Here is a 13758-nt window from a genome sequence, read left to right on the forward strand (position 1 = left end):
TCAATTCTTGTGCAGACCAAGCTTCTCAAAAAGCACACGATTCCTGCGTGCGGCATCTTTAATAAGCTTGTCATAGGAAATTATTTCGATATAGCCATTGCCGCCTGTGAGGGTCTTGAAATAGCCCTCACCATCAATGGATTCGTGGTAGTTCATCCGCATTTCTCTTTTGAGAGAGGGTGTTAAATCTGCAATCAGATATCCAAAAAATCGAATACCGCGCGCATTGATAGGTCTGCCATCTACATCGTCCAGCTTGCTCTCCTGAATCTCGACAAAGCGCTTGATAATCTGTTGGGCGGGGTCTGCTTGATAGTCATCACGGCCTGGGCGTTTAAACTCAATGACGACAATCGCACCGGTAGAGTCATCTTCTTCCCGAATACCGATGGGGGTATCGTAGAAAAAGGCACAGATGTCTGGTTCCTTATTGGAAGTATCTTCCAGACCTTCGATAGACTTTAATTTTTTGTCTGATGTGAGCAGCGTGTGGTAGCAAAGCCGTTCGTCAATTATCCAAAGGTTTTGCTGCTCAAAGAATATGTCTTTGGAAGTGACGCCCATCGGAAAGAGCATCTTGTGCAATACCTTCTCCAACGGGTATTTATTATCAGAACGCCGCTTTTTCAGGCTCAGCGATACCAAATCAAGAATCGTCCGACGATGCGTAACGTACTTTGAAAGCTCCGCCTTTCCCAGCTCATTAGCCTGCTCGGCAAGCGTTTGAAATCGCTCCGCATATTGTTCGAACGATTCATTTTCAAAGTAGGTAGCCGCATGACGCAAGTCCTTGCGCACACCGTCCTCGACTTCACGTTTGACATGCAACATTTCTTCATCCAGCTTTTCAGCGGACAAACCTGGCTGAATACGTTGTTCGAGGAGCTCCCTGTAGCGGGGATGAGTGAGTGCTCTGTATTCGGGTGCCTGCTCGACAAACTTCTCGATCTGAGCGCGCTTTTCCTCGTTAGTTGACTTTAAGTCATTTGTAAGAAGGGGACGCAATGCGCCGACAATACCCTGGTTCAGAGCGCGACGAGAAACAAGCGTCTGCTCTAACTCGGGTTCGTCATCGCTTTGGAAGGCGATGCGTGTCCGCTCTTGGTTAGCGTGGGCGTCTAGATACTCTCCCGTAACAAGCACGATGAGGGTGTAAGGCGATTGTTCGTCATCCAGAAACTTCTCGGGAAGCTCCGGCAGCAGGTCTCGCAGTTTGGTTGTGGTGACTTCTCGCCCGTTCGCGCATAGGTTCAGTTCGTGGCGCGAACGACCATCACGATGGCGATAGGCTTGCAGGGCAAATGTATGGCCGGATACATCGAAAAATTGTTCTTCAATGTGAGCCAATACTGTGGACTGGAATAGTTTGTGCAAATCAATCGGCATATGACTAGGCGATTCCAGTGTAATAGGCGGGCAGGAGCGAGCCGCAAACCTGATCAAAAAATGCGCAATGATGCGTTCAGCGATGATTTCGGGCCGAGTAGGCCAACCAACTCGAAACTTGTCATTAATACGCCGCAAAGAGGTATGTGTGCCGCATGCCTCTTTGACTTCAGACGTGGTGTCTGCACCTTTCAGTTCATCTTGGATGCTGAAGTCGAATTCACGAAGTAAAGTCTTGTCTTCGTATTTGAAGACACTACGGATGTGTACGGCCGAAAAAACCTTAAGGAAAGTGAAGCGTCCTACACCTCGGCCGCCGACCTTGACCTTTGAAAGCGTGTGCGCCTCTTGAAATGAAGCCAAGTTCTTATCGTTGAAGCCAACACCATCATCAACCACATCGAAACCGTCCACAACCAAAGTTCCATCCCCAGCTTGATGGGCAAGATCATTGGACGTTAGCAACCGGATGCGAATCGAATGATTTCTGAAACCGTCTCCATGCTCTTCGATTGCGTCAATGGAATTCGATATTGCCTCGAACAGAGGCATCATCGCTTTGGCTTGGGATAGCTCCAGGCGATCTACTAATCCCTTGATATTGGCCAGCATAATTCAGCTTTCTACGCAGAAAACAAGACGCATGCTAGAAGCCTGTACAGATGATGGGGCGTCACGCAGTGCCTCCTGTGGCTACCGGTGCCTTCGCGGCAGAATCAAACAACTCGTTATTGATGGGGGATCGCAGCCTGTCATTGTTCAAAAGCTTGAGCAGCAGCTCGACGGTTTTCTCCTCGACAACGATCTTGCCCTTGACGATCTTGAGTTCCCACTTTTCGCTGGTATTGACCTTGATCAGCTTCTGCATATAGTCGGGTTGCTTGTAGTACCCCGACTTGCGAATGGATGAGAGCTTTCTGAGGTGATGAAGATTCGTGCCTACGAACTCCTTGATAATGTTCACATCGTCAAATATCTTCAGCTTTTCAAATTCAGCCAGTACTTCAGCACCGTTGGCCTTCATGCCTTCTCGGAAGTTCATGGAGCTTTCGAATTGCCGCTTGTTGGCAATGAAGGTAGTGCCCTCATAGACAAAGAAATCGTACCGGGGATCAATCAGGAAAATTTCTTTGTCTTCGAGATCTACCAGTTTGTGATCCTGGAAGAACGTAGCATTCTTCGACTTTACTTTCTTTGGTTGCGTATCAGCATTGATTTTCCGCCAAGCGAAGAGTCGCTTTCCATCCTTCTCAAACAGAGCGATGTACGCCCAAGAATTGAGCAGTTCCTCGTAGTTCTTGGCGTGTTGGTTATTGAAGCCATCGTCGATCGCCTCCGTGACCTTCACAAAGTCGGTAATATCTGTCGCGATAGTGAACAGCGCGTCATCACCGTCAGCATTGTTGAAGTCGTATGCAGAGACGTGAAATTCCTTGTTCTGCATCTGTGTCTTCAAATATCCACGGAAGCGCCGTTGCAGTTTTGCGTCGATATTGACCCGAAGTACGCTGTAATTTGCGTCTTTCTGAATGACCTTTCTTTTGACCAACCAAAAGGTTACCGGCCACTTGCTGAAGTCGAAAGACTTGATCTCTTTTAGCTGTTTTTTGGCTTTATTAGTGCTCATCTTGTCTCCCTGACTGCTTAGGCTCCGGTTGTGCTGCGATGTAAAGATAGTGTGAAAGACGTTCCAATTGACATGAGTCCCCTATGCTGATCGGCACCCGAGTGATCACCATGGCCTGGGTTTCTTTGTCGCCACGCTTAAATGTGCAGTCGATCAACATATAGCCAGCTATTGCAAGGATAGGATTGATGAACACCGTCTGCGTCCGGTAGGCCATGATGAACAAAATGCTCAGGAAAACCACGAGACTAAGAAGTGTCTGCCAATCTCCCAGATCAATGCGCATGAAGGACAACATGTAGGGAATCGTATACCCAAACATATCGCCGGACTTGTTGGCTGCCTTGGTGATGACAACCGGCAGCCCGCCATCGATTTCTTTCACGGCCCGGAGTGTGATCACACTGCTGCCAATCGCCGTTAGAAGCAGGATGCCACTGTGGATAGGCGTACTGAAAAACCATGGGTTGGAAAGGTCGATATCCTTGATTGCCAGGATGAGCATTAGCGGTGAATATGCGCTCAAGAACAGCAGCAGAGAAACCAGTGGGCGTAGCCGCAAAGAGGGATCACTCATCGCAATATCCACTCCACGTTGAACAGCACCTGTTCCTGAACTCGCTGTTCCAGTTGCTCTTCAAGCTGTTCGATCAAAGCATTGCGCTGCATCTCGATGTCATCCTGCCTAGCGAACAGTTCCCTGCGTAGTTTGCTGCGCTTGGCTTCCAGTTCTCGCTGGCGCTTCTGATGTGCCAGCTTTTCTTCCAATGTGGGTGATGCGGCGGCAGTGCGGCGCACCTCCTTGATCTCGCCGTCGATAGCCTTGATTTCCTGCTCCAGCCCGAGCTTCAGGTCATCGGCCCAAGCATCGAGCTTCTGCACCTCCTGCTCGAAGTAGCCCAGGTTGCGTTGATTGATCTCACGCAGCAGCACGTTTTTGCGGCTTTCGACGTCGGCGACGAGTTCAGCGCACGCTTGCAGGTGCGCATCGCCTTCGACTTGCGCAGGCAGGCGCAGTAATTTTTCTGGATCGTCCTCTGGCAGCGCTTCCCCCATCTGGGTGCAGGCGGAAACAACCAGGTGCTGCTCCTGATCGTTCAGGGTTTCGACTGTCAGCAGGGTCACGCTCAACCAGCCGCTCTGCCCGCGCCATTTTTCAAGGCTGACGAGCCTTTTGCCGTAGGCGGCATAGTCGAACGCCAATCGTGTGGGGGCTTGTAGGTCTCGCGTCTTGGCGCGCTCAATCGCCCATTCCGCCAAGGGATGACCCATCCGGTAAAGATGCGCATCGCCGCTGCGTCTGGGCAGTTCATAGCGCCCCGCCATCACTGTCTGTTCTCGGCTGCCAATGGCGAGACCTAATCCATCGGGCAGGCTGTGCAGGACAAAACCATTGACCTCTTCGGCAGTATCGAAGCGGGCATGATCCCGCAACTCCGTGCGGCTCAAGTCCATCAGCAGGCGCTCGTACTTGTTCAGCACTGCCTGGCTGTCCTGGCTGCGGATGCGCAGTTTCTCCTGCACTTCCTCGTCGAAATTCTCCAGCAGAAGCTGCCGTGTTCTGAGCATCGCTTCGTCGATCTCGCTGGCAAGTTCGCGCTGGAGGTCTTCGAAACGGCTGCGAATTTCTTCGGGTTCGCGGCAGTTTTGGTAGATGGCGGCGATCCGCCGCTCGAAATCCACACCGGAGCCGATGGCTCCCAGCACTTCGTCACTGGCGCCGAATACGCCTTCGAACAGCTTGAACTTCTGCGATAGCAACTGATAGACACGGGCATCTGCCTCATTGCTGCGGTCCACGAAGTTGACCACCACCACATCGTGCTTTTGCCCGTAACGGTGGCAGCGACCGATGCGCTGCTCAATCCGTTGGGGATTCCACGGCAGATCGTAATTGATAACCAGAGAGCAGAACTGGAGGTTGATGCCTTCCGCGCCTGCCTCCGTCGCGATCATGATGGTGCCGCGCTCCTTGAAGTGCTCAACCAACGCGGCGCGGGTGTCAGCGGTTTTGGAGCCGGTAATGCGATCGCTGCCTTCATGGCGTTGCAGCCAGTCTTTGTAGATGGCCTGCGCTCTGGCATCGCTGTTGGTGCCGTTGAACAGCACGATGCCGTCGCCGTAGGGTGTTTCAGCCAACAGGGAAAGCAGGTAATTCTGGGTGCGCTTGGACTCGGTGAAGATAATGGCTTTCTTGCCCGCACCTAAACGCTCCAGTTCGGCAAAAGCCTTGTCCAACGCTGTCAGCAGCGCCTGCCCTTTGGCGTTCTGTCGAATGCCCGTAGCCAATTCCTTGAAGCGTCGGAGCTCGGCCGCTTCGTCGGCAATAGCTGCTCGTTCGTTGGCGCTGGCATCGGAATCGCTGGTGACGCTGTCATTCCACTCGTCAGCGGTCTCGTCCAGACCCTCGTAATCGTCATCCAGCGACTCTGTCAGGTCAGGGACATCAGGCAACTCATCCAGTTGTCCTTGAAGGCGATTGGCCATAGTCTCCAGCGCCCCGGCAATGGCGTGGCTGGACGAGGCCAGTAGCTTCCATAGCACCAACGAGATCAGTTGACGCTGGCCTTCAGGCAGTGCCTTGAGATTCGGGCGACGCAGGTAATCGGCCACCAATGCGGAAAGTTGCTGCTCTTCCTGGCTTGGGGTGAATTCTTCGACGATTGCGATACGTGCGGTATACGGCACGTATTGCTGAACTTGCCGATGCAGCGTGCGTTTGCAAAGTGGTGCCAAACGCTCTCGCAGTGCCCGGTTGGACTGTTCGGTTCTGACGCCAGAGAATTGGGTCCGAAAGCTGTCGAGATCGCCAAACACACGCTCGTCGATCATGCTCACCAAGCCGTAAAGCTCCAGCAGGGTGTTTTGCAGCGGTGTTGCCGTCAGCATGACTTTGGCATCGACGTGCTCCAGCGCATCGCGGATCGTCCGGGCAATGACGCTGCCGTTCTTGTAGACATTGCGCAGACGGTGGGCTTCATCCATGACCACCAGATCCCAATGAATGCGCCTGAGGTCATCGGCCTTGGCCTTGGCGAACTGGTAGGAACAGATGACCGGCCCGTGTGCATGCAGGAAGGGCTGCGTGACGCCTTCCTTGCGCATGGCGTTGTAGTTTTTTGCTTCGAGGATCAACCCCTGAAGATTGAACTTGTCCTGCAGTTCCTGGTGCCATTGCTTGCGCAGGTTGGCCGGCACAATGATGAGCATCTCGCGACGCCGCTCCGCCCAATGCTGGGAAATGACCAGCCCGGCTTCGATGGTTTTGCCCAGCCCCACTTCGTCTGCCAGGATCACGCCACGCGATAGCGGGTTGCGACAGGCAAAGAGTGCGGCTTCGACCTGGTGCGGATTCAAATCCACCTGGGAGTCCACCAGCGCGCTGGCTAGAGATTCCACGCTGTCACTGGCTGCCTGTCGGGTCAGTTGCCAGGCAAAATACTGACTTTGATGAGGGGTCAGGAAATGTTCCAAGTGAATGTCTCCGCGGGCATCAGGCAGGCCAGTACAGCCGCTTGAGCGGCACGATTCGTTTGGTTTCGGCATCAGTGGCGTCGTAGTGCTCGATCAGCGCGCGCACCACATGATCCAGCGTCCACATGGCTAGCGGGATGGATGCTCGATCTGCTTCGTACTGGGCATCCTTGGTGAAGCCGCCAGTACTGACATACAGCCCGCGATCATCCTTGTGACGGCCGCCGAGGAAGCTGCGGATTTCCTGACTGCCCATCTGCCCTTTGCGGTGCTTGACCTCCACGACGATGCGCGGGTGTTCGAAGCCAAAGCCGTCGGGCGATGCGACGATGTCCTTGCCCCGGTCTGAGCCAGGTGGTGAAACTTGGGTCTTGTAGCTCATGGCGCGCAGGATGCCGGCGACCAGTTGCTGCATGTCGTCCCAGTCGAGTTCATTGACCCGATCCTTGATGCGTTCCAGCGCCTGGGACTCGATGTCAGCCAGTGGATCGGCGATGACTTCCTCGGCTTCATCTTCCACGGCTGGAGCTGGTTTACCCTTCAGCGCCGCCAGCACTTCGGCTGCCGCGCTGGACGGCACCTCGAACAGGGTCAGGGTCGAACCTAGGCTGTTCTTTGTGCTGGTGCCCAAGCTGTCGCGTGGCAATTCCTGCGTTTGCCACTGCACCTTGCGCGCCAGTGGCATGCCTTGTTCGGCCCACTCAGGGTGGTGTTCGGCTGTTCCCGTGACCTTGCCGATCGAGTACAGGCGATTGGCTGGCGAATAGGTGATGACCCAGTCGCCATCCTGGATGTCGTTAACGAAACGCCAGACCTGGGATGCACCCGATACCACTGTGCCTTGCTTTGCCTGTGGCTCGGCAGACTGGTACAGGGCGATTAGCTGCTTGCGTCCGACACCGGGTTTGGCATGGGCTGCCAATTGATTCCAGCCCACGGCAGCTACGCCGCGTTCTCGAAAGGCGTCATACAAGCTTCCGCCTTCGCCTCGCACCATCCACATCCGTGCCATTGCATTCCCTCTCTTATTCGTAGCCATCAATCCAGCACCACCAGAAACTCAGTCGCCAGCGCTGTCGGCTGAACATCCCGAACATTGCGCTGCAGCGACACCAAACCGTAATCGGCCATCATCTTCAGGGTGCGCGACAGGTTCGGCACCTTACGGCCACTGAGTTCGGCCAGTTCGGTCAGGGACTTGGGTTGTTTGTCATGAATCAAGCGCAGCAGACGGCGGTTGTCGTCCGACAGCACCGCTGCCAGTGATGCCAGAGACGGAAACCAAATGCTGGGAGTTTCGCTTCCCTGCGGCGGCGAACCTTCTGGCTGTCGGATACCTACAATGCAGCGCTTCATGATCGCGAATCCAATGACACGTTGATTTACGATTGTATCAGTGCCTGATAATCATCGTCGATCACAAATGCCTGCCACAAAGGAAAAGGCAGAGACAAGGGAATGGTAATCAAGGGGCAACGGCCCTACCCAAAAAGGGAAAAGGCCACCAGCGCCTCGGACGGACTTACACCACCAGATTTGCCGACGGCGCCAATCCGTCGATGTAGTCCGACCACGCCTGCAGCATCTCCCGCTGCTGCTCGGCGTACTCGGCCCGGTTGTAGACGCCGCGCACGCCGCCGATGGTGTGGTTCAGTGCCTTCTCCACCACGTCCGAAGACCAGCCCTGTTCGTGCAGCAGCGTCGATGCGGTGCGCCGCAGGTCATGGATGGTGAAGGCGGGGATCTCCTGCCCCTGCAATGACACCTTCAGTGCCTGGTTCAGCGCATTGTTGGCGAAGGGCTTGGCCAGGGTGCCGCGACCGGGCAGCACCCAGACGCTGCTGCTGGCCAGCGGCTGGAGTTCCTTGAACAACGTTTGCGCCTGGGTGGATAGATAGACGATATGGGGCTTGCCGGTCTTGGAGTTCTCGACCGGGATGTGCCATTCGCCTTCCTCCACATGCACATCCTTCCACTGGGCCAGCATCAGCTCCGACTTGCGCACCAGGGTCATCAGGATCAACTGAAAAGGCGATCTTGGACTGGCGGCGGATGTTGGAGGTCTGCATGGCGCGCAGGAACTGCCGGATCTCGTCCGGCGTCAGCGCGCGGTCGCGGGCAGCGGCGCGGTAGACGTGCCGCATTGGCAGGGCCATGACCGGGTTGGCCTGGATCAGGCCGCAGGTCAGCGCGTAGTCGAACATGCGCTTGAGCAGGCCGCGCACCTGGCCGGCGGCGGCATCGAAGCCTTGCTCTTTCTTGCGCCAGATGACGGTGCGCACGTCTTCCGCGGTGATATCCCGAACTGGTTTGCTGCCGATGTGCGGCAGGATGTCTTTTTCCAGGTAGCGACGGGGCATGGTCACGTTCTTGCGGTCGCGTGACTGGATGTCCTTGAAGAAGCGTTCGGCGAAGTCGGCCACGGTGGCGTCTTCTGCGCCTGCCACTTTCTCCTGTTGTTTCTTCTTTGCTGGCGACTCCCCCATCGCCACTTGGTGGGCCGCCTCGTCCCGCTTCAGGCGCGCGTTCTTCAGCGTCAGCGCCGGGTACTTGCCCAGCGTGAGCTTCTCGTACTTGCCATTCAGCCGGTAGCGGTAGCGCCAGACGACGCCCCCGGTCGGGAAGACCTCCACATACAGCCCCCTGTCATCGGTAACCGTATAGGTCTTGTCCTTGGGCTTGAGCGCGGTATCGGTCAGTGCCATCTCATCCTCCGTATGTCCAAGTAGAGGGATGGAGAGCAAAAATCCCGCTACTTGGGAGCAAACTTGGACATATCAGTGAGTGGCTTCGACTGTATCACCGAACTCGTCAGTGGACAAAAAATCCTTTATTGACAATAACTTAAAGTCACCCTGAAGACGTCATTGGATGTCCTTGGACATTGAATCACTTCCCGATGCAAAAACTCGAAAAGATCCGCCCTAGCAGATCGTCCGAAGTGAAGGCCCCGGTGATCTCCCCCAGATGCTGCTGGGCCTGGCGCAGGTCTTCGGCGAGCAGTTCGCCGGCCCCGCAGCCGATGAGTTGGGCATGTCCGTGCTCGAGGCTGTTGGCGGCCCGGCGCAGGGCTTCCAGGTGGCGACAGCGGGCGCTGAAGCTGCTCTCGATGGTCTGTTCGAAACCCATGCAGGCTTTCAGGTGCTTGCGCAGCAGATCCAGGCCTTCGCCGGTGCGGGCCGACAGGCCGATGACGACGTGGCCGTCGCTGCCCTGTTCGTGGACGATCGGCTCGCCAGTCAGGTCGATCTTGTTGCGGATCAGGGTGACCTTGCCCGGTTCGGGAGGCAGGTCGAGGAATTCCGGCCATAGGGCGAAGGGATCGGCCGCTTCCGGGGCGCTGGCGTCGATCACCAGCAGCACCCGGTCGGCTTCGCGGATGGCCTGGAGCGCGCGTTCGACGCCGATCCGTTCGACCCGATCCTCGGTATCGCGCAGGCCGGCGGTATCCACGATATGCAGCGGCATGCCGTCGATGTGGATATGTTCGCGCAACAGATCCCGGGTGGTGCCGGCGATGTCGGTGACGATCGCTGACTCGCGTCCGGCCAGGGCGTTGAGCAGGCTGGACTTGCCGGCGTTCGGCCGGCCGGCGATGACCACCGTCATGCCGTCGCGCAGGAGCGCGCCCTGCCCCGCTTCGCGCAGCACTGTGGACAAGTCGGCGCGCAGACCGTCGAGCAGTTCGAGCACGCGACCGTCGGCGAGGAAGTCGATTTCCTCCTCGGGAAAGTCGATGGCGGCCTCGACGTAGAGGCGCAGCTCGATCAGCCGCTCGCCGAGCGCATTCACGCGCCGGGAAAACTCGCCCTGCAGCGAGCGCAGGGCATTGCGCGCCGCCTGTGCCGAACTGGCCTCGATCAGATCGGCGATCGCCTCGGCCTGGGCTAGGTCCAGCTTGTCGTTGAGGAAGGCCTGCTCGCTGAATTCGCCTGGCCGGGCCATCCGCGCGCCCAGTTCCAGGCAGCGGCGCAGCAGCAGATCGAGCACCAGCGGGCCGCCATGCCCCTGCAGTTCGAGCACGTCCTCGCCGGTGAAGGAATGGGGGCCGGGGAAGAACAATGCGATGCCTTCGTCGAGGACCTGGCCCGTGCCGTCGCGGAAGGCACCGTAGTGGGCGTGCCGCGGCCGTAACGGACGCGCGCAGATGCCCGTGGCGATCGTCCCGGCCAGGGGACCCGAGACCCGCACGATGCCGACCCCGCCGCGCCCCTGGGCGGTGGCGATGGCGGCGATGGTTTCGCGTGCGCTGTGCATGGGGCGGACTCCGGATAGCAAGACGCCCCACTGAAGGGGCGTCCGGGTTTCAGGCGGTGGCGGGGATCAGGCCAGCTGCGCGGCCTTCTCGATCTGCCGGGTAATGTACCACTGCTGGCCGATGGAGAGGACGTTGTTGACCACCCAGTACAGCACCAGACCGGCCGGGAACCAGAGGAAGAAGAAGGTGAAGATGATCGGCATCAGCTTCATCACCCTGGCCTGCATGGGGTCCGGCGGCGTCGGGTTGAGCGTCTGCTGGAAGAACATGGTCGCGCCCATGATGATCGGCAGGATGAAGTACGGATCCTTGACCGACAGGTCGGTGATCCAGCCCAGCCAGGGCGCCTGGCGCATTTCCACGCTTTCCAGCAGCACCCAGTAGAGGGCGAGGAACACCGGCATCTGCACCAGGATCGGCAGACAGCCGCCGAGCGGGTTGATCTTCTCTTTCTTGTACAGCTCCATCATCGCCTGGGACAGCTTCTGGCGGTCCTCGCCGTGCTGCTCCTTCAGCGCCTGCAGCTTGGGCGCGACCGCGCGCATGCGGCCCATCGAGCGGTAGCTGGCCGCCGAGAGCGGGAAGAAGGCCAGCTTGATGATGACGGTCAGCACGATGATCGACCAGCCCCAGTTGCCCAGCAGCGCATGGATGAGTTCCAGCAGCCAGAAGATCGGCTGGGCGATGAACCACAGGAAGCCGTAGTCGACGGTCAGCTCCAGGCCGGGCGAGAGGGCTTCCAGCTGATTCTGGTCCTTGGGACCCGCATACAGACGGGTGACGGTTTCGCCAGTGGCGCCAGCCGGAATGTTCAGCGTCGAGCCGGTGAAGCCGATGATGTAGTTGCCCTGGCTATCCTTGCGGGTGGCGACCAGGTTGGTGTCGTCCTTGTTCGGTACCCAGGCGGTCACGAAATAGTGCTGCAGCCAGGCGACCCAGCCACCCTGCACGGTTTCGCGCAGGTTCTTGTCGTCCATGTCGCCCATGGACACCTTCCTGTACGGCTCTTCGCTGGTCCACAGCGCGGCTCCCAGGTAGGTGGCGGTGCCGGTCGCGGTGGTCGAGGACGGGTCGGCGCTGGCGTCGCGCTTGAGCTGGGCGAACAGGTTGCCGCTCCAGGGCTGCTCGCTGTGGTTGGCGATCTGGTGGCGAACTTCGAGGTCGTAGGCGCCGCGCTTGAAGGTGAAGCGCTTGACATAATCGACGCCGCCGTCGCTGAACTTCAGGTCGACCACCAGGCTGTCCTGCCCGTCGGCCAGTTGGTAGCTGCGCTGCTCGCTGACGTACAGCGGGCGCCCGTCGGCGCGTGCATCCGGACCATTGGTGCCGGTCAGGCCGCTCTGCGCCAGATACAGGCGCTCGCTGCCGTTGTCGAACAGTTGGAAGGGAATCTCCGGATGATCCTGGCGACGCGGGAACTTGGGCAGCTTGAGCTGCACGATGTCGCCGCCACGCGGGTCGATGGCCACTTCCAGTACATCGGTGCGGACCTGGATCAGATCGCTGCCGGCGGTGCTCGCCGCGCTATCTGGCACCTGGTTCCCGCTGCCGGCGGTGGGAACGTCCGCACTGGTCGAGGAGTCGCCGGGTACGGTCTCCGGAAGAGCCGGCGAAGCGCTTTGAGCGACGGCGTTCTGGGGCGGTAATGCTGCCTGGCCATAATCCTGGTTCCACTGCAAAACCAGCAGATAGGACACGACTGCCAGGGCGACGAGCAGGATCGAGCGTTTGATATCCATGATTACTCGGCCATCGAAGAGGATCGGGAGGTTTTGATCGGGGGAACGGGGTCGTAGCCACCCGGATTCCAGGGATGGCAACGCCCGAGACGACGCAGGCTCAGCCAGCCGCCTCGCAGCAGGCCATGGGTGGAGATGGCTTCGTGCGCATAGCAGGAACAACTGGGATGGAAACGGCAATGGTTGGCCATCAGCGGGCTGATCGCATAGCGGTAGAACTGGATCGCGGCGAGGGCCAGTTTACGCATGGGAGCTTCCAGCCGCCTCGACAGCGGTCTGCGGCCGGCTGCGGGCGAGTCGTTTCCAGAGCTTGCCGAACTGTTGTGTCACTTCGGTGTTTTCCAGCTCTCCGAGACCCTTGCGTGCGACCACTACGATATCCCAGCCGGCCAGGCTGTCCTGGTTCAGGCGGAAGGATTCGCGTATCAGGCGTTTCAGTCGGTTGCGCCCGACGGAGAGCTTGACGCTCTTCTTGCCGATCACCAGCCCCAGGCGGGGATGGTCCAGAGCATTGGGACGCGCGAGGAGCAGGACGTGCTTGCCCGGAACCTTGGCGGTCGGGGAGTCGAAGACGGCCTTGAACTGGCGGGGGATCAGCAGGCGCTTTTCCCGACCGAAGTCTCGACTCACCATCCGTTCCGGCTGAATCAGACGGTCAGGCGCTTGCGGCCCTTGGCGCGACGACGCGACAGGACTTGGCGGCCGTTCTTGGTGGCCATGCGGGCGCGGAAACCGTGGGTACGAGCGCGCTTGAGGGTGCTGGGTTGGAAGGTGCGTTTCATGATGCTCTACCTGGTGGTCACTAACGGGCCGGAAGTGGCCCCCGTTTTAAAGAGACCGGCGATTCTAGAGAAAGCCGTCGGACAGGTCAATTTCCAACCAGCCGCATGGCCGAGAGGAGTGTCGGGAGCGCAGGAGGATCCTTGTCCGGCTTTCGGCTGGGTCCGAGTGCTGTGGAAAAAACATCCACAGATAAATCGAAATGAAGAATTTTTGAAAAGATGGTTTTTCTTGTATTGATTAGTCGACGACATGCCTGTGGAAAACTCATGTGGAGCCAAGTGGCATCCATATTTCGGGGAAGGACAAGCCTGTCAATCGGAAGTGGCTCGCCTGTGCGGAGCTGGCGGATAAGCTGGGTATGAAAGGATGATTTATTCACAAGTGATTTATCCACTGATCCTTCCGTCAGCTTGTACACGGAGCTCGTGCATTTTTATCAACAGGCCACCTTGGCAGATGCGGAGGTCGTTTCCGATCTCGTCGGCCGCGGC

At 57.9% G+C, this 13758-nt stretch carries 13 protein-coding genes and 1 pseudogene; 1 reads left to right on the forward strand and 13 read right to left on the reverse strand.

What is annotated here, in order from left to right:
- The 13 genes and pseudogenes from AVCA_RS23895 to rpmH all read right to left on the reverse strand — a co-directional run bounded on the left by AVCA_RS23895 (nucleotide 1) and on the right by rpmH (nucleotide 13266).
- Nucleotides 1-1998 carry a Shedu immune nuclease family protein gene (locus AVCA_RS23895; RefSeq protein WP_012703661.1) on the reverse strand — a complete coding sequence of 666 codons (1998 nt, stop codon included), beginning with the start codon at nucleotides 1996-1998 and terminating at the stop codon, nucleotides 1-3.
- Between the two features lie 61 nt (nucleotides 1999-2059).
- Nucleotides 2060-3013, reverse strand: coding sequence for a DUF4868 domain-containing protein (locus tag AVCA_RS23900; RefSeq protein WP_012703662.1), 954 nt, complete (start codon nucleotides 3011-3013; stop codon nucleotides 2060-2062).
- Nucleotides 3003-3590 carry a hypothetical protein gene (locus tag AVCA_RS26575; RefSeq protein ID WP_041807479.1) on the reverse strand — a complete coding sequence of 196 codons (588 nt, stop codon included), beginning with the start codon at nucleotides 3588-3590 and terminating at the stop codon, nucleotides 3003-3005. Before AVCA_RS26575 ends, AVCA_RS23900 begins: the two co-directional genes overlap by 11 nt.
- Nucleotides 3587-6487, reverse strand: coding sequence for an SNF2-related protein (locus AVCA_RS23910; RefSeq protein ID WP_081434913.1), 2901 nt, complete (start codon nucleotides 6485-6487; stop codon nucleotides 3587-3589). Before AVCA_RS23910 ends, AVCA_RS26575 begins: the two co-directional genes overlap by 4 nt.
- A 19-nt stretch (nucleotides 6488-6506) precedes the next feature.
- A complete protein-coding gene (locus tag AVCA_RS23915; RefSeq protein WP_041807480.1) occupies nucleotides 6507-7499 on the reverse strand; it encodes a restriction endonuclease in 993 nt (330 codons plus the stop codon).
- 26 nt (nucleotides 7500-7525) lie between these two features.
- On the reverse strand, nucleotides 7526-7843 hold the full coding sequence (locus AVCA_RS23920) for an HVO_A0114 family putative DNA-binding protein (protein WP_012703666.1): 318 nt from the start codon (nucleotides 7841-7843) through the stop codon (nucleotides 7526-7528).
- A 166-nt stretch (nucleotides 7844-8009) separates the two neighbouring features.
- Entirely contained in the window at nucleotides 8010-8501 is a 492-nt protein-coding gene (locus tag AVCA_RS26990; protein WP_309299840.1) for a tyrosine-type recombinase/integrase, read from the reverse strand.
- 196 nt (nucleotides 8502-8697) lie between these two features.
- Nucleotides 8698-9192 (reverse strand): annotated as a pseudogene (locus tag AVCA_RS27325) (tyrosine-type recombinase/integrase); the annotation flags it as partial.
- Nucleotides 9193-9376: 184 nt separating this feature from the next.
- Nucleotides 9377-10744, reverse strand: coding sequence for a tRNA uridine-5-carboxymethylaminomethyl(34) synthesis GTPase MnmE (gene mnmE, locus AVCA_RS23930; RefSeq protein ID WP_012703667.1), 1368 nt, complete (start codon nucleotides 10742-10744; stop codon nucleotides 9377-9379).
- Nucleotides 10745-10810: 66 nt separating this feature from the next.
- Nucleotides 10811-12484, reverse strand: a complete 1674-nt coding sequence (gene yidC, locus AVCA_RS23935; RefSeq protein ID WP_012703668.1) for a membrane protein insertase YidC — start codon at nucleotides 12482-12484, stop codon at nucleotides 10811-10813.
- Nucleotides 12485-12486: 2 nt separating this feature from the next.
- Nucleotides 12487-12732, reverse strand: coding sequence for a membrane protein insertion efficiency factor YidD (gene yidD / locus AVCA_RS23940; protein ID WP_012703669.1), 246 nt, complete (start codon nucleotides 12730-12732; stop codon nucleotides 12487-12489).
- Nucleotides 12725-13117, reverse strand: a complete 393-nt coding sequence (gene rnpA / locus AVCA_RS23945; protein ID WP_012703670.1) for a ribonuclease P protein component — start codon at nucleotides 13115-13117, stop codon at nucleotides 12725-12727. The genes yidD and rnpA overlap by 8 nt, the downstream gene beginning before the upstream one ends.
- Before the next feature lie 14 nt (nucleotides 13118-13131).
- A complete protein-coding gene (gene rpmH / locus AVCA_RS23950) occupies nucleotides 13132-13266 on the reverse strand; it encodes a 50S ribosomal protein L34 (RefSeq protein ID WP_003458028.1) in 135 nt (44 codons plus the stop codon).
- On the opposite strand from rpmH, the gene AVCA_RS25715 reads away from it, so the two are divergent.
- A complete protein-coding gene (locus AVCA_RS25715) occupies nucleotides 13265-13504 on the forward strand; it encodes a hypothetical protein (protein WP_072432493.1) in 240 nt (79 codons plus the stop codon). The genes rpmH and AVCA_RS25715 overlap by 2 nt on opposite strands.
- Nucleotides 13505-13758 lie beyond the last annotated feature (254 nt).

Source organism: Azotobacter vinelandii CA, from assembly GCF_000380335.1.
GTDB lineage: Bacteria > Pseudomonadota > Gammaproteobacteria > Pseudomonadales > Pseudomonadaceae > Azotobacter > Azotobacter vinelandii.